This is a genomic window from Nitrosomonas sp. sh817, assembly GCF_030908545.1.
Classification (GTDB): Bacteria; Pseudomonadota; Gammaproteobacteria; order Burkholderiales; family Nitrosomonadaceae; genus Nitrosomonas.
In genome coordinates this window covers 1926135-1951337 of sequence record NZ_CP133083.1, presented here as the reverse complement: position 1 = coordinate 1951337, position 25203 = coordinate 1926135, and the positions used below count along the sequence as shown (strand labels likewise).

29 protein-coding genes are annotated in these 25203 nt (G+C 51.4%); 17 read left to right on the top strand and 12 right to left on the bottom strand.

Annotation, left to right across the window (positions count from 1 at the left end; translation table 11 throughout):
• Positions 1 to 125: 125 nt before the first annotated feature.
• The 5 genes from RBH92_RS09140 (at position 126) to sdhA (ending at position 4049) form a co-directional block, all read left to right on the top strand.
• A complete protein-coding gene (locus RBH92_RS09140) occupies positions 126 to 992 on the top strand; it encodes a pirin family protein (protein WP_307931778.1) in 867 nt (288 codons plus the stop codon).
• Positions 993 to 1026: 34 nt separating this feature from the next.
• Complete coding sequence (locus RBH92_RS09135) at positions 1027 to 1404, top strand: DoxX family protein (protein WP_307931777.1); 378 nt, start codon at positions 1027 to 1029, stop codon at positions 1402 to 1404.
• Between the two features lie 143 nt (positions 1405 to 1547).
• Positions 1548 to 1937 (top strand): succinate dehydrogenase, cytochrome b556 subunit, encoded by a 390-nt coding sequence (gene sdhC / locus RBH92_RS09130; protein ID WP_307931776.1) that lies wholly within the window; start codon positions 1548 to 1550, stop codon positions 1935 to 1937.
• On the top strand, positions 1931 to 2284 hold the full coding sequence (gene sdhD / locus RBH92_RS09125) for a succinate dehydrogenase, hydrophobic membrane anchor protein (RefSeq protein WP_307931775.1): 354 nt from the start codon (positions 1931 to 1933) through the stop codon (positions 2282 to 2284). The genes sdhC and sdhD overlap by 7 nt, the downstream gene beginning before the upstream one ends.
• A gap of 1 nt (position 2285) precedes the next feature.
• Complete coding sequence (sdhA, locus tag RBH92_RS09120; protein WP_307931774.1) at positions 2286 to 4049, top strand: succinate dehydrogenase flavoprotein subunit; 1764 nt, start codon at positions 2286 to 2288, stop codon at positions 4047 to 4049.
• Here sdhA and RBH92_RS09115 read toward each other — a convergent pair.
• Complete coding sequence (locus tag RBH92_RS09115; protein WP_307931773.1) at positions 4043 to 4339, bottom strand: cation transporting ATPase C-terminal domain-containing protein; 297 nt, start codon at positions 4337 to 4339, stop codon at positions 4043 to 4045. The genes sdhA and RBH92_RS09115 overlap by 7 nt on opposite strands.
• 113 nt (positions 4340 to 4452) lie before the next feature.
• On the opposite strand from RBH92_RS09115, the gene RBH92_RS09110 reads away from it, so the two are divergent.
• Positions 4453 to 5448: an IS30 family transposase gene (locus tag RBH92_RS09110; RefSeq protein WP_307931772.1), complete on the top strand. Its 996-nt coding sequence runs from the start codon at positions 4453 to 4455 to the stop codon at positions 5446 to 5448.
• Here the strand turns inward: RBH92_RS09110 and RBH92_RS09105 are convergent.
• The gene (locus RBH92_RS09105) at positions 5414 to 6484 is read right to left on the bottom strand and encodes an HAD-IC family P-type ATPase (protein ID WP_307931771.1); all 1071 of its coding nucleotides are present in this window, start codon (positions 6482 to 6484) and stop codon (positions 5414 to 5416) included. The two genes, RBH92_RS09110 and RBH92_RS09105, sit on opposite strands and share 35 nt — an antisense overlap.
• 108 nt (positions 6485 to 6592) lie before the next feature.
• Between RBH92_RS09105 and tnpA the strand changes: the two genes are divergently transcribed.
• A complete protein-coding gene (gene tnpA / locus RBH92_RS09100) occupies positions 6593 to 7024 on the top strand; it encodes an IS200/IS605 family transposase (RefSeq protein ID WP_307931618.1) in 432 nt (143 codons plus the stop codon).
• A 10-nt stretch (positions 7025 to 7034) separates the two neighbouring features.
• Here tnpA and RBH92_RS09095 read toward each other — a convergent pair whose 3' ends face one another.
• Together RBH92_RS09095 and RBH92_RS09090 are read right to left on the bottom strand one after the other, a co-directional pair.
• Positions 7035 to 8510 (bottom strand): cation-translocating P-type ATPase, encoded by a 1476-nt coding sequence (locus RBH92_RS09095; protein WP_307931770.1) that lies wholly within the window; start codon positions 8508 to 8510, stop codon positions 7035 to 7037.
• A 118-nt stretch (positions 8511 to 8628) separates the two neighbouring features.
• Entirely contained in the window at positions 8629 to 9465 is an 837-nt protein-coding gene (locus RBH92_RS09090; RefSeq protein WP_307931769.1) for a thermonuclease family protein, read from the bottom strand.
• Positions 9466 to 9780: 315 nt separating this feature from the next.
• Between RBH92_RS09090 and RBH92_RS09085 the strand changes: the two genes are divergently transcribed.
• The 10 genes from RBH92_RS09085 to djlA all read left to right on the top strand — a co-directional run bounded on the left by RBH92_RS09085 (position 9781) and on the right by djlA (position 17403).
• Positions 9781 to 11229: an alanine/glycine:cation symporter family protein gene (locus tag RBH92_RS09085; RefSeq protein ID WP_307931768.1), complete on the top strand. Its 1449-nt coding sequence runs from the start codon at positions 9781 to 9783 to the stop codon at positions 11227 to 11229.
• Positions 11230 to 11395: 166 nt separating this feature from the next.
• A complete protein-coding gene (locus RBH92_RS09080; RefSeq protein WP_307931767.1) occupies positions 11396 to 12208 on the top strand; it encodes an ABC transporter ATP-binding protein in 813 nt (270 codons plus the stop codon).
• On the top strand, positions 12201 to 12998 hold the full coding sequence (gene mlaE / locus RBH92_RS09075) for a lipid asymmetry maintenance ABC transporter permease subunit MlaE (protein ID WP_307931766.1): 798 nt from the start codon (positions 12201 to 12203) through the stop codon (positions 12996 to 12998). Before RBH92_RS09080 ends, mlaE begins: the two co-directional genes overlap by 8 nt.
• Complete coding sequence (mlaD, locus tag RBH92_RS09070) at positions 12998 to 13465, top strand: outer membrane lipid asymmetry maintenance protein MlaD (protein ID WP_307931765.1); 468 nt, start codon at positions 12998 to 13000, stop codon at positions 13463 to 13465. Before mlaE ends, mlaD begins: the two co-directional genes overlap by 1 nt.
• A gap of 87 nt (positions 13466 to 13552) precedes the next feature.
• Positions 13553 to 14173 (top strand): MlaC/ttg2D family ABC transporter substrate-binding protein, encoded by a 621-nt coding sequence (locus RBH92_RS09065; protein ID WP_307931764.1) that lies wholly within the window; start codon positions 13553 to 13555, stop codon positions 14171 to 14173.
• Between the two features lie 12 nt (positions 14174 to 14185).
• Complete coding sequence (locus RBH92_RS09060; protein WP_307931763.1) at positions 14186 to 14524, top strand: STAS domain-containing protein; 339 nt, start codon at positions 14186 to 14188, stop codon at positions 14522 to 14524.
• Between the two features lie 56 nt (positions 14525 to 14580).
• Complete coding sequence (locus RBH92_RS09055) at positions 14581 to 15489, top strand: ABC transporter ATP-binding protein (RefSeq protein WP_307931762.1); 909 nt, start codon at positions 14581 to 14583, stop codon at positions 15487 to 15489.
• A 4-nt stretch (positions 15490 to 15493) separates the two neighbouring features.
• Positions 15494 to 16249 (top strand): ABC transporter permease, encoded by a 756-nt coding sequence (locus RBH92_RS09050; protein WP_307931761.1) that lies wholly within the window; start codon positions 15494 to 15496, stop codon positions 16247 to 16249.
• Between the two features lie 47 nt (positions 16250 to 16296).
• On the top strand, positions 16297 to 16539 hold the full coding sequence (locus tag RBH92_RS09045) for a BolA family protein (protein ID WP_307931760.1): 243 nt from the start codon (positions 16297 to 16299) through the stop codon (positions 16537 to 16539).
• A gap of 87 nt (positions 16540 to 16626) precedes the next feature.
• Positions 16627 to 17403 carry a co-chaperone DjlA gene (gene djlA, locus RBH92_RS09040; protein WP_307931759.1) on the top strand — a complete coding sequence of 259 codons (777 nt, stop codon included), beginning with the start codon at positions 16627 to 16629 and terminating at the stop codon, positions 17401 to 17403.
• A gap of 639 nt (positions 17404 to 18042) precedes the next feature.
• Here the strand turns inward: djlA and RBH92_RS09035 are convergent.
• The 8 genes from RBH92_RS09035 to RBH92_RS09000 form a co-directional block, all read right to left on the bottom strand.
• Entirely contained in the window at positions 18043 to 20175 is a 2133-nt protein-coding gene (locus RBH92_RS09035) for a hypothetical protein (protein ID WP_307931758.1), read from the bottom strand.
• A gap of 488 nt (positions 20176 to 20663) precedes the next feature.
• The gene (locus RBH92_RS09030; RefSeq protein ID WP_307931757.1) at positions 20664 to 22196 is read right to left on the bottom strand and encodes a methyl-accepting chemotaxis protein; all 1533 of its coding nucleotides are present in this window, start codon (positions 22194 to 22196) and stop codon (positions 20664 to 20666) included.
• Between the two features lie 161 nt (positions 22197 to 22357).
• Entirely contained in the window at positions 22358 to 22804 is a 447-nt protein-coding gene (locus tag RBH92_RS09025; RefSeq protein ID WP_307931756.1) for a hypothetical protein, read from the bottom strand.
• A gap of 356 nt (positions 22805 to 23160) precedes the next feature.
• Complete coding sequence (locus RBH92_RS09020; RefSeq protein ID WP_307931755.1) at positions 23161 to 23547, bottom strand: YkvA family protein; 387 nt, start codon at positions 23545 to 23547, stop codon at positions 23161 to 23163.
• Between the two features lie 73 nt (positions 23548 to 23620).
• Positions 23621 to 23890 carry a hypothetical protein gene (locus RBH92_RS09015; RefSeq protein ID WP_307931754.1) on the bottom strand — a complete coding sequence of 90 codons (270 nt, stop codon included), beginning with the start codon at positions 23888 to 23890 and terminating at the stop codon, positions 23621 to 23623.
• Positions 23862 to 24152: a BrnT family toxin gene (locus RBH92_RS09010; protein ID WP_307931753.1), complete on the bottom strand. Its 291-nt coding sequence runs from the start codon at positions 24150 to 24152 to the stop codon at positions 23862 to 23864. Before RBH92_RS09010 ends, RBH92_RS09015 begins: the two co-directional genes overlap by 29 nt.
• Before the next feature lie 210 nt (positions 24153 to 24362).
• Complete coding sequence (locus RBH92_RS09005) at positions 24363 to 24746, bottom strand: hypothetical protein (RefSeq protein ID WP_307931752.1); 384 nt, start codon at positions 24744 to 24746, stop codon at positions 24363 to 24365.
• A gap of 158 nt (positions 24747 to 24904) precedes the next feature.
• The gene (locus RBH92_RS09000; protein WP_307931751.1) at positions 24905 to 25108 is read right to left on the bottom strand and encodes a hypothetical protein; all 204 of its coding nucleotides are present in this window, start codon (positions 25106 to 25108) and stop codon (positions 24905 to 24907) included.
• Between the last annotated feature and the right edge of the window lie 95 nt (positions 25109 to 25203).

Genomic DNA, 25203 nt, shown 5'->3' with positions numbered 1-25203 from the left:
AAAATATCCTATTGTTGCTAATATAAGAACAGTTATTTCTATTAAAGGCTGTTTATTCTTATTATAACAACGATGATAATGCTTCCCGACGGTTAAATGAACATGATGATTAAAAGGAGGGAATCATGGATACAATGACAATCAATGCAGCACGGATCATCCCGGCAGTAGCCGTGCCGGAAGGCGCAGGCGTGACAGTGTACCGTACCATCGGCACACCGGTGATACGCAATTTCGATCCGTTTTTGTTGCTGGATCATATCAGCAGCGACAAACCGGAGGATTATCTGGCCGGCTTCCCGTCACACCCGCATCGTGGCTTCGTCACATTCACTTATATGATCGACGGTCATATGCAACATCAGGACAGCATGGGCAACCGCGGCGATTTAGGGCCGGGTTCGGCGCAATGGATGAAAGCCGCGAGCGGGGTGATTCATTCGGAAATGCCGCAACAGCAAAATGGTTTGATGCGCGGTTTTCAGCTGTGGATCAACTTGCCGGCGGCGCATAAGATGGATCATCCGGAATACCAGGAATATGCCGCAGAAGCCTTTCCGGTCATCAATACGCCCGATTACCAGATCAAAGTATTGATCGGCCGCTTTGCCGATGCGCAGTCGCCTATCGCCGACCCTGTTACCGATGTTTCATATTTTGATGTCCGGATACAACCCGGCAAGCGTTTTCAACACCGCTTTTCAGCGCAGCGCCATAGTTTTTTGTATGTATTTGAAGGTGATGGGCAATTGCGTGATCAGACCGTGACGTTGCATTCCCTGGCGGCGTTGAGTAGTGCTGATGAGACTTTTGATTTTACCGCAGGAAGCAAGGGAGCCCGTCTGCTGGTGGTCAGCGGTAAACCGGTCGGCGAACCGGTGGTGCAGTACGGGCCGTTTGTGATGAATACCCGGGAAGAAATCGACCAGGCGTTGCAGGATTTTCAGACTAACAGTTTTGTGCGCAACCGCGCATGGATTAAACGTAAATAATTGCTTTACTCATTACATTCGAAGGAGACTCAAAATGGGAAAAACCGGTCAATTGATTGCACGCATATTTCTGGCGCAAATATTCTTGTTGTCGGGAATATTTAAAATCGGCGGTTATGCAGGCACGCAAGGTTATATGGAAGCGATGGGCGTGCCGGGAATGCTATTGCCGCTGGTGATCGCATTGGAAATCGGCGGCGGCTTGGCGCTTATTGCCGGTTGGCAGACAAAATGGATATCGCTGGCATTGGCTGGGTTTACTTTGGCGGCTGCGGTGATTTTCCACAGTAATCTGGCGGATCAGATGCAGCAGATCATGTTCATGAAAAACATTGCGATTACGGGCGGATTATTGCTGCTGGCGATACACGGTGCAGGTGCCTTGAGCGTCGATGGCCGCCGTGCGGCGTAACCGGAAACCGCCGGCCTTGAAAGCCCGGTTGAAGCAGACCGGGCTTTCGCACGATAGCCAGTTAATGCTTGTATCACGCAGCATAACCGACTAAACTTGGCTGCAAGGTTGGTGACAAAATTTTCTACACTAGAATTTCCCGCATGGCAGCGAAAATACATCCTAAACGTCCCAAGCATCTGAATCTTTTCAAGATCAAGCAACCGTTACCCGCGGTGGTTTCCATTCTGCACCGGATCAGCGGTGCCTTGCTGTTTTTCCCAGGCATACCCCTTATGTTGTGCGGCTTGCAATTACTGCTGCAATCCCAGGAAAGTTTCGAGGTATTAGCCGGTTATTGGCAATTACCGGTTATCAAAGGCTTACTGTTATTGTCTTTGTGGTTTTTGCTGCACCACGTGTGCGCCGGAATTCGCCATCTGCTGCTGGATTTGCATATCGGTGTGGCATTGCCGCAAGCGCGTGCCAGCAGCAAACTGGTGCTGATTGCCGGATTTCTCTTGACCGTTTTTGCGGGGGTGTTGCTATGGTAAGACCTGCAAAATTGGCGGTAACCGGTGCGCATTATGGCTTGAAAGATTGGCTGGCGCAACGCATCACGGCAGTGTTGATGACGGTTTATCTCATCGTCATGGCGTGTGTTTTATGCGTCGCGGCACCGCAGGATTACGCTGCGTGGAAAATCTTATTCGGGCAGCATTGGTTGCGCATCGCGACGCTGGTGTTTTTCATTTGCCTGTTTTGGCATGCTTGGATCGGGATGCGCAATATTCTGATGGATTACGTGCACCCGGTGGCAATCCGTTTGTCCGCGCAAATTGCGGTGATTACTGCATTGCTGTTTTATCTGGTATGGGCAGTGGATATTTTATGGGGTTGATGTGGCGATAACCAAAAGAAAATTCGATGTGGTCATTGTCGGCGCGGGTGGCGCCGGTATGCGCGCGGCATTGCAATTGTCCGAAGCGGGGTTGAAAGTGGCCGTGTTGTCCAAAGTTTTTCCCACGCGATCGCACACGGTGTCGGCGCAAGGCGGCATAGCCGCGGCGCTGGGCAATGTGACCGAAGACAATTGGCACTGGCACATGTACGACACTGTCAAAGGCTCGGACTATCTCGGCGATCAGGATGCCATCGAGTTCATGTGCCGTCACGCCAACGAAGTGGTGTACGAGCTGGAGCATTTCGGCATGCCGTTCGACCGGCTGGAAAACGGCAAGATTTATCAGCGCCCGTTCGGCGGGCAATCGCAAAATTTCGGCGGGGCGCAAGCGACGCGTTCGTGCGCGGCGGCGGATCGTACTGGTCATGCGTTATTGCACACGTTGTATCAACGCAATGTCAGCGCCAATACGCAGTTTTTTATCGAATGGATGGCGCTGGATTTGCTGCGTGACGCGCAAGGTGACGTGCTGGGTGTAACCGCGTTGGAGATGGAAACCGGCGAAGTGTCGATCCTGCAAGCGCGAGCGACATTATTTGCTACCGGCGGCGGCGGACGGATTTTTCAGGCCAGCACCAACGCGTTGATTAATACCGGCGACGGGCTGGGGATGGCGGCGCGCGCCGGGATTCCGCTGGAAGACATGGAATTCTGGCAATTCCATCCGACCGGCGTATACGGTGTCGGCGTGTTGATCAGCGAGGCGGTGCGCGGCGAAGGCGGGTATTTGCTGAACCGTAACGGCGAACGCTTCATGGAGCGTTACGCACCGAACTCCAAGGATCTGGCGAGCCGCGACGTGGTATCCCGGGCGATGACGACGGAAATGAAAGACGGCCGCGGTTGCGGCGAAGAAAGCGACCACCTGCTATTGAAATTGGATCATCTCGGCGCGGAAATCATCAAAACCCGCCTGCCGGGGATCCGCGAACTGGCGATCAAATTTGCGCATGTCGATCCGATCAACGAACCGATCCCGGTGGTGCCGACCGCGCATTACATGATGGGCGGCATTCCGACCAATTACTTCGGGCAAGTGGTGGCGCCCTATAAAACCGGCCCGGAAGAAATCGTGTCCGGTTTCTACGCTGTCGGAGAATGCGCGTGCGTCTCGGTGCACGGCGCCAACCGGCTCGGAACTAATTCGCTGCTCGATCTGGTGGTATTCGGACGTGCCGCTGCCAATCAGATTCTCGAGGATCTGAAAGTTCAGCCGCACCATAAACCGCTGCCGGAAAACGCCGCCGATCGTACCTTGGCGCGCCTGGCGCGTCTGGAAACTCAGAAAGACGGTGAAAACGTCGCGCAAGTGCATGCGGCGCTGGCCAAAACCATGCAAACTTATTGCGGAGTATTCCGCTTCGAAGATATGCTGATGCAAGGCGTCGAGAAGATCCTCGAAGTCGGTCAGCGCATCGGACAAACGGAAATCAAGGATAAAAGCAAGGTTTTCAATACCGCTCGCATCGAAGCACTGGAGCTGGATAACTTGAAAGAAGTTGCCACCGCCACCATGATCTCCGCCGAAGCCCGCCGCGAAAGTCGCGGCGCCCATGCCCGCAACGATTTCCCCGAACGCGACGACGTCAAATGGTTAAAACACACATTATTTTTCAGTGAAGGCAACCGTCTGGATTATAAGCCGGTGCGGTTGAAACCGATTACGGTGGAATCGTTTCCGCCGAAGGCCAGAACCTACTGAGGTGATTGATCGCTTCGCGCTTTAAGCCGTAAGCGGATTTGTTTTTCGATTTCGATAACGACCAATAACGCAATGCCGCAGCCAATCACCAATAATCCGTCGAGAAACGGTACTGCGGCAGTGCCGAATAAGGCTTGCATCGGCGGTAAATAGGTAATGGCTAATTGTCCGGCAGTGACGATCGCAAGCGTAAGCCATATGACCTTGGTACCGCGAATGGCTTTCCAGGTGAACGAAGTGCCGTAGATATTGCGGATAAAAAATAAGGTGGATTCAAAATTGAAGTGCAACTTTTGTAAGGAAGGGTGGATTCAAAATTGAAGTGCAACTTTTGTAAGGAAGTTTAGGAAGCAAGCTGCGGTAGTATCGGAGCTTCTTAAACGACCAAGTAGAAGGAGCACAGATGAAGCACTACAAGCAGCTCACCAGCGAGCAACGATACCAGATTTCCGGCTTGAAGAAGGCGGGTTTGAACCAATCGCGAATAGCGGATGCAGTGGGCGTGAGCAAGTCGACGATTTCGCGGGAATTCAGGCGGAACAAGGGTCGGCGTGACTGGTATCCCAAGCAGGCGCAGGAATTACGGAACGAGCGCCGAAAACAATGCGCCAACGCCCAGCGTTTATCAATGTCGGACTGGACGGAAGTTGAGCGATTGGTTCGGCTGGACATGAGTCCGGAGCAAGCGGCCCGTCGACTTGCTTTGGAAAGTGTGTTGCAGATCAGTCACGAGACGATCTACTTGCACATATATGCAGACAAGCGTCGAGGTGGCGACCTGTGGCGGCATTTGCGTTGCCAGAAGCCCCGCAGGAAGCGTTATGCGAGCGGTCAAGAGCGCCGGGGCACGATCAAGAACCGGATCGGCATTGATGAGCGTCCGGGGATCGTGGATCAGAAGAACCGCATAGGCGACTGGGAGGGCGACACCGTAATCGGCAAGAACCATCAAGGCGCATTGGTTACGCTGGCCGAGAGGAAGTCGCGCTACATTCTGGCAGCCCAAGTGCCCGGCAAACATGCATCGGGCGTAACGGCGGCGGTAACGCGATTGCTGCGCCCCCATAAACGCAAGTGCCACACCATGACATTCGACAACGGGAAAGAATTTGCGGAGCATGAAACCATTGCTGCGAAACTCAATGTGGATATCTACTTCGCTCATCCTTATCATTCATGGGAGCGCGGCTTGAACGAGAACAGCAATGGTCTGCTGCGGCAGTATTTCCCCAAGGGAATGGAATTGATTAAGGTGACCCAGGAACAAGTACAATGGGCGGTGGATAGACTCAACCATCGACCGCGCAAGGTGCTTGGATTCAGAACCCCGTTTGAGGTGTTCTTCGGAAAGACGGTGCGCTATATCAAGCCACCGCTAGGTGTTGCACTTCGAAGTTGAATCCGCGTAAGTAGAAAATTTCCAGCACCACTATCGTATTTACAGCGAGTGTCCGTGCCAGTTCAATAGGATGTCCTTGGGCGATGGCGTAAGTGTAAATGCCATAAATGCTGCAAAGGAATAAAATGGATACCATGATAATTTGCCATATGAGTTCGCCGTTAAGCAGCGGTTCTCCCCGAGCGCGCGGCGGGCGATGCATGGTGTTTTCTTCGGTCGGTTCAAAAGCGAGCGCGATACCTAAGGTTATAGCGGTGATCAAATTGATCCATAAAATTTGAATGGGGGTGATCGGCAGTACCAAACCGAACAGCAATGCCACAATGATCGTCATCGCTTCCCCGGCATTGGTCGGCAGAGTCCAAGTAATGACCTTTTTGATGTTATCGTAAACAGTCCGGCCTTCGCGCACCGCGTTGGCGATGGAGGCGAAATTATCATCAGCCAGCACCAGTTCGGCAGCTTCCTTGGCAGCCTCGTTGCCTTTTTTGCCCATTGTAATACCTGCATCGGCGCGCTTGAGCGCCGGCGCGTCGTTAACGCCGTCGCCGGTCATGGCGACAGACAAGCCGTGAGATTGTAACGCCATCACCAGGCGCAGCTTGTGTTCCGGGCTGGTGCGGGCAAAAATATCGCAAGTCATTACTGCGGCTTTTAATGCATCATCGCTCATCTTATCCAAGTCCGCACCGGTCAAAACCATCACCGGGTTTTGCAATCCGATTTGCGCACCAATGGCGGCGGCTGTTTTTGCGTGATCGCCGGTTATCATCTTGACGCGAATGCCTGCGGTATGGCAATCCGCAACGGCAGTGATTGCTTCGGCGCTAGGCGGATCGATCATACCCGTCATACCGAGCAATACAAAATCGCTTTCAGTATCGGAAAACTCAAGGATGGTATGTTCCGGCTTGACTATCTTGGTCGCGAATGCCAGTACCCGCTGACCAAGCGCGGCAATGTTGTCGGCTTGCTCCAGCCAATAATCTTTATTCAGCGGTTCCGTGCCGTGACTTGTACTTTGCTGTGAGCACATGGTAAGAATTTGTTCGGGAGCGCCTTTTATTGTCCATCATAAGGTTAAAACCACCGGCTTCAGCCGGTCAGCTTTAGCTGCGAGAATATGCCACACAGGAGGTGTGGCATGGATTATAGATATGGAAGTCATACGGTTTATCAGATTGAATATCATTTTGTATGGGTAACGAAGTATAGATATAAGATTCTGAAGGGAGAAGTAGCAGAACGAGTACGAGAGTTGGTTCGTCAGACGTGTGAAGCATTTGAAATGAGAATTGTACAGGGTGTAGTAAGTAAGGATCATGTGCATATTCTGGTGAGTTGTCCGCCGGAGATGGCTCCGAGTGAGATCATGAGGCGGCTAAAAGGACGAACATCGAGCTATCTGTTTGAAGAATTTCCTCACTTGAAGAAGCGGTACTGGGGAAGGCATTTTTGGGCGCGAGGGTATTTCTGCGTGACAGTAGGTCAGATGACAGAAGAGATGATCAAACAATACTTGGAGCATCATTTTGAGCCAAATCCAAACGACAATTTTAAAATGGAGCCGGAATAAGACGCGTCGTTTAGTCGACGCGTATCCGGACTTTCAGTCCGTAACTCAAACCCACCGGCTTTAGCCGGTGGTTGTTTAGAAAAATGCAAGCATGGCGCTCGTGATCATGATTCAGGGTCGCCATGAAACGATGTTTGGCGTCGAACGGGATTGCATCGGTGCGAATCCATGTAGTTTGCGTCTGATAAATATCGATACCGAGTTTGCACGCGAATGCCAGCAAAGCACCTTCCATGGGGTCGCCTTCGACGGTCCATGTGCCGCTATGGCTATGCAGCGATGCATCGTTGCATAACGAAGCAGCGCGGGCGAGTTCATCTAAAACAGCGTATTCGTCTGGTGAGACTTCGGTGTTTTCCAGCAACAAAGCGCCTTGCGGCTCATAACCGTTGCCTTGCAGCGTGAACAGATGTTGCTGAGTCAGCACCGATGCGACCACCATTTCATTGCGGGTTAAAGTACCGGTCTTATCGGTACAGATGACCGATACCGAACCGATGGTTTCAATCGCAGGCAAGCGCCGCACGATGGCATTGCGTCTCGCCATCGACTGCACGCCCACCGCCAGGGTGATGGTCAGCACTGCAGGCAAACCTTCGGGAATGGCTGCAACCGACAAACCGACAACGGCCATGAACAATTCTGAGAATTCATGATGTCCGGAAAAATAGCCATAAGTCAGCAAGAATGCCGCAATGACTAAAATAAAAATGGTGATCCATTGGGAAAATACGCCCATCTGCTTAACCAGCGGCGTGGTCAAAACTTCGACTCCAGATAACAGATTGCTGATGCGGCCGATTTCAGTCGCAGCGCCGGTAGCGACTACGATTCCTTTACCTTGACCGGATGTCACCAAGGTTCCCGAATAAACCATGCAAGTGCGATCTCCGAGCAACGCATTGCTGGCAACTACCGAAGTTTGCTTTTGCACCGGCATGGATTCACCGGTGAGGATTGCTTCTTGCAGTTGGAGTCCGTGCGCTTTCAGTAAGCGCATATCGGCGGGTACCTTGTCGCCCGCTTCCAGTATCACGATATCGCCGGGCACCAGCTTTTCTCCGGCGATGCTGCGGCGTACGCCATTGCGCACTACGGCTGCAGTCGGCGCCAGCATCTGCCGGATGGCATCCATTGCTTTTTCCGCTTTGCCTTCCTGCACAAAGCCAATGACGGCATTGGCCAATACCACCGCCAGAATTACCGCGGTATCCGCCCAGTGTGCCAGCAATAAGGTAATTAATGCGCAGCCGAGCAGAACATAAATCAGAATATTGTGGAATTGCGATAGAAAACGGACGAAGGCGCTGCGTTTGGGAGGGTCCGGCAGCCGGTTGGCGCCGTAGGTATGCAGGCGCGCTCCGGCTTCCTGATCGCTTAAGCCCGACGGCGTGGTGTTGAGGAATTCCAGTACCTGGCCGATCGCGGAATGGTGCCATGCGGATGGGTTATTTTCAGCGGCTGCGGTTATATTCTCATTCTGCATAGGCGTAGGATTTTTATGAGGGTAAATTGCTGTGATTGATCCGAAAGCAATGATAAAAGTTTCGTAAACAATCAACCTGCAAACAAGAGAGGCGAGGTAATAGCAGTATACTACAGGCTTATTGTGGTACTAATGCGCTCGGATGCTGTATCAACATGGTGTAATTGTCTTTCTTGCGCGATACCCAGCCGCGGATTTCCAGCAACTTTCCGACGTAGCTATCCAGCGGCGGAAATTGATCGAGATTGGCATTGGAAACACGGATATCGATCTTGTCATCGAAGATTAATCGCGTGTATTTGCGGTTTTTCTTGATACGTGCGGGGATTCCGGTAAATCGCTGCCAGCCCTTGTTATGATTGGCGATTTGCGTAATCGGACGAGGCTGATATTCCGGCATCGACCAAATACCCAATTTTTGCTTTTCGGCTTTCTGCTGCGCACGGATCAGTTTCTCGGAGTAGCGGCCGTTGGGTGGAATGATGCTAACCGCCGCTAAGCCGTTTTCCAGCAACATCAAATTCAGATGCTTGCCGTCCGGGGTGAACACATGCGCGAGCAAACGCTTATATTTATCGCGCCGTACTTGATCGAATTCCAAATAGACTTTTTTATCCTGTAATTGTTTTTGCAGCCACTGCTTAGCTTCAATGCCGCCGGGCTCCTGATCCCGCACGCGGCTTTGAATTTCCGGGGTGTTGATACCGAGTAAGCGGACTTGCTTGCGATCTTCCAGGATGATGGTGTCGCCGTCGTAAACCCTGGCGACGTTATATAAATGCCGGCTCGGCTGGTTGGAGATGGCGAGTTGCTGCGCGCCGTCCGAAGGCTGGTCTGAGTAGGTGACGCGTCCTTGACTATCGACACTGCGGTAAATCTCGCTGGCATCGATTGTTGTCGAGAACAATGCGAAGATGATGCACGGCAGCCAGGCAAGTTTGTTACAAAAGATCATGCCGGCGCCTTTGTAATCGCAAGCCGGGATGAATGACGCGGCTTAATAGCCGTTTGCAGGATATGCGCATTGCCGGGAATTATGGCAAAATGAAAAAATTTGTTGTTGGGCGGTTGCGGCATGGTAAGAAATTAGACGTCAGCGGAAAATGAAATACTATCAGCTAAATGAATGCCTGAATAAATAGGATTAAACGGTATTATGATTCCTATTTCACAACCTTAATCGTATTTGAACTTAATCCGGTTGCATAAATTATTGCACGAACCGTGCCGGGGCATTGGCAGTTTTTGTAATAGGAGAATGCTTTAACCCATGGAAATTGATAAGTTAATTGATGCTGCGTTTGAACCTGTTTCGAATGCGGTCGCCTCCGTAATTTTTTACAGCGTTCAGTTATTGGATCTTGAGATCAAATTGATCTTGATCTGGCTGGTGATCGCCGCGGTGTTTTTTACCTTTTACTTGGGGTTCATTAACATCCGCTGCTTCGGTCATGCCATAGAAGTATTGCGCGGAAAACACGATAACGGCGATTTAACCGGTCAGATCAGCCGGTTCCAAGCTTTGATGACCTCTTTGTCGGCGACGGTGGGCCTGGGCAATATCGCCGGCGTGGCAGTGGCTATCTCCGTCGGCGGGCCGGGCGCAGCGTTTTGGATGGCAGTCATGGGTATTTTCAGCATGTCGACCAAATTTGTCGAAGTCACGCTCGGTATCAAATATCGTCAGTGCGACAACAAAAACAAGATTTCCGGCGGCCCGATGCACTATTTGTTCAGCGCTTTTGAGCGCCTGAAAAAACCGCAAATGGGCAAATTCATGGCCGGCTTGTTTGCATTGTGCTGCATCGGCGGCACCATCGGAGCCGGTGGCTTGTTCCAGGCCAATCAAGCGTACCAGCAAGCGTTGATTGTAACCGGCGGCGATGCCGGGCTGCTAGCCGACAGAGGCTGGCTGTTCGGTTTGTTCATGGCGGTTCTGGTGGGAATGGTGATTATCGGCGGCATTCGCTGGATAGCCGCGGTAGCGGGGCGGGTTGTGCCGCTGATGGCCATTATTTATATTGTGGCCGGTGTTATTGTAATCGGGATACATCACCAGGCGATACCCGGCGCGCTTGCGACCATTTTTGAAATGGCGCTATACCCCGAAGCTGGATTAGGCGCTTTAATGGGAGCCTTGTTGATGGGCGTGCAGCGCGCTACGTTTTCCAATGAAGCCGGACTCGGATCTTCGGCCATCGCGCATTGCGCGGTAAAAACACACGAGCCGGTCAGTCAGGGGATGGTGGGTATGCTGGGGCCGTTTATCGACACCGTGATTATTTGCATGGTCACGGCTTTGGTGATTGTCATTTCCGGTTCCTATGCCGAAGGCAGCGGGATCGAAGGCGTGGAATTGACTTCGCGCGCCTTTGCATCCGGTATTTCGTGGTTTCCCTACGTGTTGTCGCTGACGGTATTTCTTTTTGCCTATTCGACTATGATTTCGTGGTCTTACTACGGATTGGTGTGCACGGCTTACTTATTCGGGGAGCATTTGATTATCGAGTGGGTTTACAAGCTGCTGTTTTGCATGTTCATTGTTGTCGGGGCTTCGGCGCAGTTGTCGAATATCATTCTATTTACCGATGCGATGGTATTTGCGATGGCGGTCCCGAATATTATCGGGTTATACATGCTGGCGCCGGAAATCAAAAACGATCTGAGAATCTATTTACAGCAATTGAAGCAAAAAACACAAAAATCGTCCGGAGGGTAAATATAGCCCGATATTCTCGATGAAACTGGATTAAAATTGGCATTCGCGGCATTTTGCGTATTTTTCTGCAAAACCTATCGAGATATTTCAAAGACTGATTTTAAATTCAAAGCAATCGCATCAATAACCCGCATCTTCCAAACCATCCATTTTATTGTGCAGTCTCATGGCATCTGAAAACTTAATCGAGATTAAAGGCTTGAATTTTTCCTACGATACCCGCCCGATTCTGAAAGGCATCAATATGACCATGAAGCGAGGGCAAGTGGTTGCCATCATGGGCGGCAGCGGATCGGGGAAAACCACCGTGTTGCGGTTGATCGGCGGCGTGATGCAGCCATCTTCGGGATATGTCAATTTTGCCGGGCAAGTGGTGCACGAGCTGGATCGCGATGCGCTGTTTAAACTGCGCCGCAAGATGGGTATGTTGTTTCAGTTCGGCGCATTGTTCACCGATTTGTCGGTGTTCGATAATGTCGCTTTCCAGATGCGTGAACATACCGATTTACCGGAATCGATGATTCGTGATTTGGTATTGATGAAGCTGAACGCAGTCGGTTTGCGCGGCGCGCACCATTTAATGCCGAACGAATTGTCGGGCGGCATGGCGCGGCGGGTGGCGCTGGCGCGTTCGATCGCATTGGATCCGATGCTGATCATGTACGATGAACCGTTTACCGGACTGGATCCGATCTCGCTGAGCGTGATCGGTAATCTGATCCGGCGCTTGACCGATGCGCTGGGGATGACTTCGATCGTGGTGACGCACGATGTGCAGGAATCGCTGAAAATCGTCGATTATGTCTATTTCATTGCGGACGGCGTGATCGCAGCGGAAGGCACGCCGGAAGAAGTGCGCGAATCGGTCGCGCCGTTCGTGCATCAGTTTGTGCACGGCGAGGAAGACGGACCGGTGCCGTTTCATTATCCGGCGCGGTCTTACCGGAGCGACCTGAATCTGGAGAATGCTCTTGCCTAGACGGATTGTTACCGGTATCCGCAATATCGGTCACCGCACCATTGAAAGCTTGTGGCGCCTTGGCGTTGCCAGCCGTTTCTTCTTGCTGGTATTGCTCAAATCCGGCACCAGTTTCCGCCGCTTCAATTTGGTGATCCGCGAGTTGTATTTTACCGGGGTACTGTCGCTCATCATCATCGTCGTATCCGGTTTGTTTGTCGGCATGGTATTGGGGTTACAGGGCTACGAGACGTTACAGAAGTACGGCTCGGAATCCGCGGTCGGCACCTTGGTGGCGTTGTCGCTGGTGCGGGAGCTGGGGCCGGTGGTGGCCGCATTGCTATTCGCCAGCCGCGCGGGTTCTGCGATCACTGCCGAAATCGGCCTGATGAAAGCCACCGAGCAGTTGGCCGCGATGGGCATGATGGCGGTCGACCCGGTTGCGCGGGTGGTAGCGCCGCGGTTCTGGGCAGGGGTGATTTCAATGCCGTTTCTGGCGGCTATTTTTTCGGTGATGGGGGTCTACGGCGGTTATTTGGTCACTGTCGTTTTCATCGGTGTCGATGAAGGTTCTTATTGGTCGCAAATGCAAAGCGCGGTCGATTTCCGCATCGATATTCTGAACGGTTTTATTAAAAGCTGTTTTTTCGGTGTTGCGGTGACGGCCATTGCGGTATTCGAAGGTTACGACGCGCCGCCGACAGCCGAAGGCGTATCCGGAGCGACTACGCGCACGGTGGTGACATCATCACTGGTAATTTTAGGACTTGATTTTATATTGACCGCTTTCATGTTTAGAGGAGTTAGTTAATGCAGCGGACAACCATGGATTTATGGGTGGGTTTGTTTGTCGTGATGGGTATTGTCGCGTTGATGATTTTGAGCCTTAAGGTTGGCAATCTGAATGTCTATAATCCATCGCACAGCTATACGATTTCCGGAAATTTTGAAAACATCGGCGGCCTGAAAGTGCGCGCGCCGGTGAAAAGCGCCGGTGTCGTGGTCGGACGTGTCACCGATATTCAATTCAGCACGCAAACCTATGATGCGGTAGTAACCATGAGTATGGACAGCCGCTTTCAATTTCCCAAAGACACATTTGCCAGCATTTTGACCTCGGGGCTACTGGGGGAGCAATATATCGGCCTGGCAGCGGGCGGCGACGAAGCGATGCTCAAAGAAGGTGATAAAATTATGAAAACTAATTCAGCCATGGTGCTGGAGGAATTAATCGGACGTTTTCTGTTTAACAAAGCAGCGGAAGACGATTCTTTCTGACCGTCCGGCAAACGAACGGATATTTGTTATTTTCTTTCTGATTGGTTTAGTATTGCAGCAAACAACTTTTAACTTGGTGAGGGGACAATGAAAAGAATAATTGGAGCGATTGGATTGATTTTTTCCTGCCTGCTGATTTCTCCGGCATGGGCGATGGAAATGGCGCCGGATAGACTGGTCGATCAGACTGTGAAAGAAGTCATCGATATCATTAATAAAGATGCGGAGTTGAAAAACGGCAACAAAGAAAAAATGCTCGATCTGATCGAGACCAAGATTCTGCCGCATTTCAATTTTTCGCGCATGACGCAACTGGCGATGGGACAGCACTGGACCAAGGCCGCGCCGGAACAGCAAACCAAACTGGTGGATGAATTCCGCACGTTGCTGGTACGCACTTATTCCAACGCATTGACGAGTTATCATGATGAGATCATCAAAGTTAAACCGTTGCCCGCGTTAGGCGATAAAACCGAAACGATGGTGCGTACAGTGGTCATGCAAGGCAAAGGCAAAGAACCGGTGCCGATCGATTACAGCATGGAGAAAAAACCCGATGGCTGGAAAGTGTACGATGTAACGGTTGCCGGCGTGAGTCTGGTGACCAATTACCGCGGCACGTTTAATAGCCAGGTTCGCAAGGGCGGCGTTGAAGGATTGTTAAAGGCGCTCTCCGATAAGAACAAATCGCTGGAAGGCAAAAAATAAATTCATATAGCGATGAACGATCCGAAAATGCCGGTTCCTGTTATCTTGCGCGAAGGTGACCGCATTGTGTTGCAAGGGCCGGTAACGATCGATCATGTCGCGGATCTGACGCGCCGGGGGATTGCATTGTTTGACAATCAATCCCTGACAGTCGACTTGGCAGGCGTGACCGAGGTCGATTCCACGATTATCAGCATGCTGCTGGAATGGTTGCGCACCGCTCAGAAAACCAATCGATCCTTACAGTTTATTCATCTGCCCGGGAATCTCAGAAGCCTCATTCAATTATACGGGGTTGCGGAACTGATCCCGGTGATCTCCGCCGAAACGCCGGTACCTGCTAGCGCTTGAACCGGTAACGGCTGTCCATGGTTACCGTCAAAGCGATTCTTATCTAGTCTTTTCTCATGTTACCTGCTCTTGAAGTCCGGCGCGTCAGTAAGCATTTTGGACAAGTCCAAGCGCTATCCGGCGTTGATCTAAGCATCTATCCCGGGGAGTTTTTCGCATTGCTGGGGCCGAATGGCGCCGGGAAAACGACGCTGATCAGCATCATTGCCGGGTTGACGCTGGCGGATAGCGGCACCGTGCAAATCATGAGGCATGATGTTTTAACCGGTTATCAGCAAGCGCGGTTGAATTTGGGCATCGTGCCGCAGGAATTGGTGTTCGATCCGTTTTTCACGGTGCGCGAAATCCTGCTGATCCAGTCCGGGTATTATGGCATCCGCAACAACGGCCGCTGGGTCGATGAAATCATCGAGCGCCTCGATCTGAGTGACAAAGCCCATGCCAATATGCGTTCGCTATCCGGCGGCATGAAACGCCGCGTGCTGGTGGCGCAAGCATTGGTACACAGACCGCCACTGATCATCTTGGACGAACCGACCGCCGGGGTCGATGTGGAATTACGCCAGACACTGTGGGAATTCATCAAGCAGCTCAATAAGGATGGGCATACCATCGTATTGACCACGCATTATTTGGAAGAAGCGGAAACACTGTGTAACCGGGTGGCGATGCTGAAGCAGGGCCGCATCGTCGCGCTCGATAACACGCACAATCTGATTGGTAAAATGACGGCCGGCAACTCGCTGCGGCTGCGATTGTCGCCCGACACCCTGCCGGAAGGGTTGCGCGATCGCTTACTTAAGCACGAAGACGGCGTACATGAGCTGCGCATCGGCCAATACGCGCACATCGAAGCTGTGCTGGCGGCATTACGAGCCGCGAATATCGAAATCGTCGAAATGCACTTGCAACAGCCGGATCTCGAGGATGTGTTTATCAACATCATGAGAGAAAATAAGAATTAGTGAAATGACAGGATTTTTCACATTGTTTTACAAGGAATTGCTGCGCTTCTGGAAAGTCGGTTTCCAAACCATCGTTGCGCCGATGGTATCGACGCTGTTGTATTTATTAGTGTTCTTTCACGTGCTGGAAACGCATGTGGAAATTTATCCGGGCATTGCCTACACGGATTTTCTGATTCCCGGGCTGGTGATGATGGCGATCATCCAAAATGCTTTCGCCAATTCGTCGTCCAGCATGATTCAATCGAAAATCAGCGGCAACATCGTGTTTATCCTGCTATCGCCGTTGCCGTATCACACGATTTTCCTGGCGTATGTCCTCGCTTCGGTGGTCAGGGGTATTCTGGTCGGGCTGGGTGTGTATGCCGTTACCTGGGCTTTTTTTGATATCCCGCTGCAATTGCCGGTCTGGTCGATTGTTTTCATGCTGCTCGGCAGCGGCATTCTGGGCGTTTTAGGATTGATCGCCGGAATCTGGGCGGATAAATTCGATCAATTGGCCGCTTTTCAAAACTTCATCATCATGCCGCTGACGTTTCTGTCGGGCGTGTTTTATACCATCCATTCGCTGCCGGGCGGCTGGCAGGTGCTGTCGCATCTCAATCCGTTCTTTTACATGATCGATGGCTTCCGTTACGGCTTTTTGGGCATTTCGGATATTTCGCCTTATATTAGCCTGGCGATTGTGGCATCATGCTTGATCGCCATTTCCCTACTGGCGATACGGATGCTCAAAACCGGCTACAAATTACGGCATTAACCGGACGATACAATTTTGTCTCAAACCACATTATAAGGAGAACAGCCATGCTGACCGCAGAGAATTTAAAAACCTATATCGAATCGTCATTACCGTGTGAACATGTACAGGTCGAAGGCGACGACGGCCGTCATTTTCAGGCGCTGATCGTCAGCGCGCAATTTCAAGGGAAAAGTATAGTTCAGCAGCATCAATTGGTTTACAAGTCATTGGGAGACCGGATGAAGCAGGAAATTCACGCGCTGTCGATGAAAACGCTGACCCCGGAACAATGGGCCAAACAATCGTAAACCGGATCTGCGGTTATCAAACGCGCAAGCCGCGTCGGTTTTACAACCGGTTCGTTATCATCGTTTTACCGTTAGTCTGAAATAGTCATGTTCAAGATATTGGGCGCCATTTCCGGTTTTCTGGTGTTGGGTTTTATCGGATTGATTCTCGGCCTGATCGGCGGCAGTTTCATTGACAGGCTAGTGGCTTATGGCCCCGGCGGCGTCAATCCGTTCAGCGCTACGCGCCGCCAATCGGTTTTTCTGGAAACCGTATTTATCCTGATGGGAAAATTGGCCAAGGCCGATGGGCGTGTTTCCGAAAGCGAGATCGCCCACGTCGAACAATTCATGCAAAAGCTGCGCATGACCCAGGAGCACCGGCTCAAAGCGATTGCTTTGTTCAAGCAGGGTGCAGTCAAAGATTACGATATTCATCCGCAACTCAGCGTATTTCTGACGGCTTGCGGTTACTCGCCGGATCTGAAACAGATGCTGCTGGTGTATCTGATTATCATGGGGTTATCCGACGGTCACTTGAATGCCGCGGAAGAAGAGTTGCTGCAAGCCATCGCCGGCCGTTTGGGCTATCACCCGGCGGCATTCGAGCAATTGCTCGATATGGTAATGAATCAAATGCACTTTGCCGCTGGCGGCGCCAGTTCCGCGAACGCGCTGGACGATGCCTACCGGGCGCTGGGTGTTGACAAAGACAGCAGCGATGCGGAAATCAAACGCGCCTACCGCAAGTTGATGAGCCAATACCACCCGGATAAATTGATGGGGCAGGGCGTGCCGGAAGACATGATCGCGGTAGCCACCGAACAAGCCAAGGAAGTCCAGATCGCCTACGACTTAATCAAGAAAAGCCGGAATTTAAAGTAACTGGCGGTTTGATCAATAGCGATCATCGAAATGGCGCATCGCAGGTAAGCATTGGAATCAATTTGATGTTTGTTGATCTATGTCAATAAATTCAATCCGAATTCCATTCAGAATACAACCTCCACTAAAACTCATTATTGGAGGAAATCATGAACATGTTAGACGAAGTTGATGTTGTTACCTTTAAAAATCTGGGTGTCAATTTGGCAATCATCGGTGGCGTAGCCGCTGCTTTGATTTTTGTGTCGATGTACTTTTCCTAGGCAATTGAAGCGATCGCTTCATTTCTTTTAAGCCCCGGGGAAACACTGATTAATTCAACGAATGAGATGAAGCACGAGGCGCACGGAACGCAGCAACCGAAGCATATCAACAAGATAAGCGAGGATGCGAGTACCGCGTAACGAAGTGATTCGCTCGTGCAGTCAATTAATCAGCGTTTCCCTAGTATTTCAGAACCGCCTCGCGCCAAGGCGAGGCAATAAAATTCAAATCGTTGGTTCCTGCTACTCATCTGTGAACTCACCGTACGTTGCTTTTCCATTTTTCCAGGGTTGTTCAGGTTAAAAAATTTTGAAGCTGGCGCAGCTTGCCTGGAAACTCAGCAAACCCGCGACAGCTCCTCCATTTCGACTCGCCCTAAACCGCCGCTCTCGACAGCACGAACGCGCGAACCGCGCTGGCATCGTAACCGAGTTCATTGGTCCAGCCGTCCGTTGCCATCGCATCCACGTACAGATTTTCGCTGAATCCGGCGACCGGGCAGCCGTCTAATGCGCAACCCGGAGGCAAGTTGTCGTTCAGCAAATTCGATACCGCGCGGCTGGTTGAGAACGAGCCGGTACCGACCGGATCCCAGCCGCCGGGAGAAGGCAATTGCAGCACGGAATTAGCGCCACGAACCACACCGAAGTGATATTTCGCAAATCCGTGGGGATGCTTGGCCTGCCATGTCATCGTCACGGAATCCTTGGCGGCATAATTCAGCACGCCGCAGCAAGGATCCGCTGCCAAGGCTCCGATGGTTGGCGCATCGATACCGGCAAAGCAGTGATTATTGTCGACGTGCAGCGTCACAATCATGCTGTTGCCGGAAACCAAGCCGAGCGGCGCGGCAGCGGTGGTATAAATTGTGCCGGTCAGGTCGGGAACATCCGGCACCACATACTGGATGCCTGATGCCGCGATGTTGACCGGCTGGCCGGTAGCATTGAACAAATCCAGCTTGAGTTGATACTTACCGCTGTTATCCGTTCCGACGGTATTGCCATTGGCATCGTACGTCATGCCCGCAGCCAATTCCTGTGTCGGGAATTTCGCATTGCTGAAATGCTCAACGATCTCGCTGATATGCGGCGGCGCATCCCAAACCCCTTCGGGTGCGACCGACGGGTAGGGAATCTCGAACAGATCGGGCACCATGTGGCCGGCGCCGTCGTCGGCGTTCTTAGGACCGAGTAAATACGGTGTCCATGCCGGCATCGGTCCGGTCGGCGTATTCACATCGTGGCGGTAATAGTGATAAACCGCGCTACTCAGCGGTGCGAAATCACCGCTGTCGCCCTTGCGCCAGGAAATCCGGTAATACTTCACGCCGAGCGCTTCCAATGCATTGGAAAACTCCAGGCGCGGACGCAGCAAGCCGCCCCACGGTGCGCCGCTATCGGTCAAACCGCGATTGTCGTCGTCGGTGCTGCCTTGTAGCGACGGCGCGGTTCCGTAGATGTGGCTTAATGCATGCGCGCCGATGGCAAGAAACGCGACCCAATTAGCGGGGCCGATCACCGGCGGGCAAGGTGAGCAGATTTGCGCCAGCGGATGCTTGGTGTACAACGTGACCTCGGTGCCGCAGACGTAATCCCAATGCGTATGGCACGAAACCGGCTTGGGTTCGTAAATCGTCACATCCAGGAAACCGAACAAACGCTGGCGCGCTTTGAAATAAAGATCGGGAATGTCGGTATCGTTGCAGCTGCGGAAAAACACCGTCTGAAATTTTCCGCAAGCATCGGTGGTCGTGGTCGCGACTTTTTGCTTGGTCACCAGCAGCGGGAAGAAACGGCAGAGCAACGGACGGATAATGAACGCGTGGTCGATCAACGCCTGCTGGAATTGCAACCGGCTGCCGGCTTTGGCGATGTATTTCAATTCCGTCGCGTTCGCGATTTCGTCGAACGCATCCGCGGCATCTTCTGGCGCAACGGCTTCCTGCATGGAGCCGGAAGCCGCCATCATCATGCGCCGTTCAAATGGCGCCGGATCGGGTCCCGGGCCGGGCCAAGGAAACGGTTCGGGGATTCGCGGGAGATCGACGACCGACGGCCAGGGGCGCGGATGCACAATCACATCGCGCAGCCGGTCGATGATGGAATCCGGCAGCTTCGGAATCAGGATATGCAGCGGATCGACTTCGAAGACCTCGACCGTCGCATTGCACACCGGATACTCGACCGCCGTGCCGCCGACGGTAATCCGTTTCATCAGCTTTCCGCGCACGAAACACGCGCGGAAAAACCAGCAATGCCAAATATCCGGGAACACGCGGAACCGCAATTCCTTGACCGGAGTTCTGGGGTCGGCCAGCAAAAACTGCTGCTGCGCGCCGCGGCGGATTAGATCGTCATACCCGGCGTCTTTCTCTTCGGATGCCGGACCGACCAGAATACGCAGCCGCTCTTTGCTGGCCGTTACAGGCACGCGCAACGCCGCTTTGCCGCCATCTTTCGCCGACGCGGACGTCAGCATGCGCCCATCGGCTGAAAATGCATACACAAAAACTTCCGGTGGTTTGGTGTCGCTTTTAACGTCAACCAGCTAAGTGACGACGACGAACTCGTAAAACCTAGGATTGTCTTTTATGGCCATGATGTTCTCCTTATCGGAATAATATGAGCAGGCTATCGGTTAACAGCCTGTAGAGAAACAGAATTTGGAGCAAACGACAGATTTAAACGCTGCTGGCCGGTTTCGCCAATTGCAGCAAAAATAGCCTAACAGAATTAACCGCGCGCGAATGTGACATTTCGCACTCCGGTTAAAGAATTCTATCAAACTAATCTGATAGGACTTTGATGCAGCGCAATATTTTAGTGTTAATGGCTACGGCAGGTAATGGAAAATTCTCCCCGGCCGTCAAGTAGATCGAAACAAAGCATGGCAAATGGATACATTGATATTTCTATCAACATGAGCAGGCTTTTGACAAGAGCTGTTGTCCTGTCAAAAGCCTGCTGTGTCAATCCGGTTGAATCTTTTCTAATTTAATGGGCATTTTCCTGTTTGAACTGGTATGCCAAGCCGGCAAGCAGTTTGACTTTTTGTGACATTGCTTCACTGGCAGCGGCTGATTCTTCGACCAGCGCGGCATTTTGCTGCGTGGTTTCGTCGATCTGCGATACCGCCTGGTTGATTTGCTCGATGCCGTTGGCTTGTTCCTGGCAGGATTCGGAGATTTCGGCCACGATGCTGGAAATTTTCTTGACGCTCTCGGTGATCTTTCTGAGCGCTTCACCGGATTCGTTGACCAGGCTGGTACCTTTTTCCACTTTGGCCACGCTGTCGTTAATCAATGTCTTGATCTGTTTGGCGGAATCCGCGCTGCGGCCAGCCAGGTTACGCACTTCATTCGCGACTACCGCGAATCCGCGCCCTTGTTCACCCGCCCGGGCCGCTTCAACGGCTGCATTGAGCGCCAGCAGATTGGTTTGGAACGCAATGCTGTCGATAACATTGATGATCTCTGCAATTTCTTTGCTGCTGTCGTGGATTTCAGCCATTGCATGCATGGCGCTGGTAACCACCGCGCCGCTTTTTTCCGCATAACGTTGCGAGTCATGTACGAGTTGATTGGCTTGGCGCGCATTGTCGGCATTCTGCTGTACGGTGGAGGTGATTTCTTCCATGCTGGATGCTGTTTCTTCCAGACTCGATGCCTGATTCTCGGTGCGTTCGGATAAGTACAGGTTGCCGGTTGCGATTTCCGACGCTGAATGATCTAGCACCGATGATGATTCTTTGACGCGTCCGATTGCGGTGCGCAGTTTAGCGTTCATAAAGATCAGCGCGTATTCGATTTGGCCGATTTCGTCGGTTCTGCCGGTATAGATATAGCGTGTTAACGCATCGTTGGCGATTTTTTCGGAACGTGCGGCCATTTTGCGCAGTCCGGACAATAAAGTGTATACGGTGGCATAACTGACTCCCGCTCCCGTGACGGCGCCCGCCAATGCTGGTATCCACGCGATTTGCCCGGCAGCGGCCAGGATCGTGAACAGTATGATGAACAGGCTCGATACGCTCAGACCCACCCGGGTGGTAAACGACAGCGGGAAACGTGTCAGTTTTAAGCTGCTCAGCGTCGAACGGCGTTTGTCGGAATCCGTTTTTTTCGACATGATTTTTGCGTACAGCGCCTCAGCGCGGTCGACCCATTCTTGTTTCGGTTTGACCCGCACCGATTGGTAGCCGATCACTTGGCCGTCTTCGTATTGCGCGCTGGCGAAAGCATCCACCCAGTAATGGTCGCCGCATTTGTTGCGGTTTTTAACGATGCCCATCCACGGCTTGCCGCCCTTCAAAGTTTCCCACAGGTTGGCATATGCTTCGGGCGGCATGTCGGGATGACGGATGATGTTATGATTCTTGCCGCTCAGTTCATCCCAGGTAAAGCCGCTCATGCGGATGAAGTCGTCGTTGGCGGATGTCAGAATGCCCTTCAGATTGGTAGTTGAAATGATTTCGGTTTCATTGTTCATGCCCATGTCACGCTGGGTTACGGGTTCGTTGGTTCTCATGATGATGGCTTCCTTGTCAAATCCTATAAATGCTCAGTTCAAATAATCCGCTGCGGTGTTAAAAACAGGCTAGAAATGCTTATTTATTAGACATAAACTGCGCTTTCTCACCTGTTTTTGCCTTGCATCGGCTGCCTCGAAAACGTTTCTCAACGGGCCTGTTAAGCCAGGCTCATGTACAACCAGCGATGGCTGTCGTCGTCGTTCTGGGATGTAGTATTGTCGCTGGCGCAATCGAGTTTGATGTTGGCGAAATCAGCTAAAGTAAGTCTGCGCTGGACACTTGTCAGAATAAAATTGTAAGTGCGGATGAAACTGTGGCCGATGCCATAACGTGCGACTGCATCACCGGCACCGTGCGTGCCTGTCGCAGCAGCCGATTCGCTGCTGACATACTGGACATTGGAATCTTCGTTGACTCTGAGGGTATTGAGGAGGGATTTATCAGCCACATCGAAATAAACGCCGTACAGTTGGTTGATTGAAAAACCATGCTGTTTGACTTCAAAGAACAGTGCGCCGTCCTGCCGCTCGGTCACATCAACGCGTACTTTGGATTGTTTGTCTGCTGCGGTGTTGCCTTTAACGATAAAAGTGATGGTCGTCATGATTGTCTCCTTAATATTTCATTCAAATTTGTTTAAGTTTCACTGGATCGCCGGGTAAAGCTTCGATGGTGAAACTATAAAATAACAATCACCCGCAATTGTTGAGACAATGTAAAGTCTTTGTGAAATGTAATGAATAGATTTTCCGAGTAATCTAAGGAAGCGCTGATTAATTCAACGAACGTGATGAAGGGTGAGGCGCACGGAACGCAACAGCCGAGACCTATCAATCTGATAGGCGAGGGAGTGAGTACCGCGCAACGAAGCAATTCGCTCGTGCAGTCAATTAATCAGCGCTTCCCTTACGTAAAGTTGAGGGAAACACCGCTTTTGGCGCGTCCCTCTCACACGCCATGTTAGGCATGAACAACACTGACTACCCAACTGACAACAACCCATGCCACGACAAACCATATCGCCACGAAGAATGCTGCGGCGGTATAACTGATGGGCTTGTTGGCGGCTTGCTTCGCTTGCGCCCGAGCGGACTCTAAAACCTCTGGTGGAGTAAGCCGGACAACCAAGGCCAAACCAAGCGGGATCAACAATAGATCATCAAGGTAGCCAATGACCGGGATGAAATCTGGAATGAGGTCAATGGGGCTGAGGGCATATGCAGCCACGAATACCGCTAGAGCGCGAACAAGAAGGGGCGTGCGTGGATCACGCGCAGCGAAATACACCGTGAGGGTGTGCTGCTTAAGTTGCTTGGCCTGAGCCTTCAATGAAGAGAACATGCTCATAAGCGTCTAACGTAAATTGAAAAAAACTGAATGTAATTTTCAATCTTGATTCATTTCGGTTTTACTAACAAACTCATTCCTGTTCAGTTGCAGCTGAATTTGATACTGCTGAAGTTTTATCGTAAGCATCGACATAGCTATCGATCAGGTTTCGAATCATGCGCTGATATTGCGTATGGTGTTTCGCTGCTTCCGCTTTGAAAAATTTAACGCTTTTCTTGCTGAGCGCAATCGTCACTTTCACGCCCTCTTCCCGGAAAGCAAGCTGCTCGGGCGAGGGCAGAAAATCCTCAATGATTTTGGCTTCAATCGGCTCATCCTGATACTTGATTTTTTTGCTCATAAATTACTTTTCCTTTTCGCCAATAACCGGCGCCGAATATACGAATCACTCCGCCACGATAAGTGAAGCGGACGGTAAGAATGCCGCCTTCAACCGCACCGAAACAAAAATAACGCTTTTCCGTTTCGCTATGCGCAATATCCTCGGCGATAACACGATTAGGATCAGCAAAAGCATATTGCGCCAAGGAAAAAGCAACGCCGTGTTTCTGCTGATTCTCGGCATCCTTATCCGCATTCCACTCAAACCGCGCTTTCTTCATAGAATCAGCTTAGCATATCGATATGTCAGATTCCATATAAAAATATGGCTTCCAATTAAATCACGGTTTGAAGGATCGCGACAAACGGCGAAAGCACACTTGCACTATGTCATTGTTGCTTCTTTATGGTACGTTCAATGCACGGGACTGTTGTGAAAAATCTCTGGAAAAATTCAGGAATATGCTGGGGTTCATTGCATTCACTCCAACCTACGATCCTTGAATGCAAGTTTCTTGCAGTAATTGCGCTGCTATATGCCGGTAGCGTGCATTTTCCAAGGCTTGCTTGAGTGCTCTGACAATGAGCTCCGGCTCTGTCAGTGGGCAATAGTGCGTAATGAACGCAGCTATTTCCTCCTTTGATAACTCCAGCAATCCTTCAAAAAAACACTGGCTGTTGTTGATCAGAATTTCCTCAGTATCGGTGACAAGACCCTCAGCCATTTCTCCATCAGTGCTGCCAGACCATAGGCGCAAGAAAAGCGTAACATCCTTGAAATTTTCGCATGTCTTGGCTTTGGCTGCGGCGTGATGGTAAATTTTCCACCATTGCTCAAAATCCTCTTGATACAACGGAATCGAATTTTTTACCAAACATTCGTAATCTGAAACTTCCGGGCATGTGCTGGATGTTGAGAAGGCAAAGCTTGAATGAAATACAAAAACCAAGAGAAAAATACCGGAATATCGCATGAGGTTAACGTGGAGCTAAGGGGCGGGAGCGATAGCGACCGTCCCTCTTGAGCGCTGGGTTAGGCATTCGTGCTTTTGGGATCGGTATCAGAGATAAGATGCACATCAATAAAACCATCGGTCATAAACTCTGCAACCAACTCGTTACATTTCGGGCAATAGCCTTGCTCTTTTTCTTTTCCACCAGGAACACCCATCGGACGCTCTGCGACTCTAACTCTTGCTCCACAAGCCTTGCATTCTGTATCGTAGTTCCAACCCATTTTCACTCCTATTTTGTAAATGGTAACTGATGCCTAACGTTTGAATTGAGGGGTGCGCGCAGTTTGCGCGTCCCGCCCGCGCTAGCTCACACGAC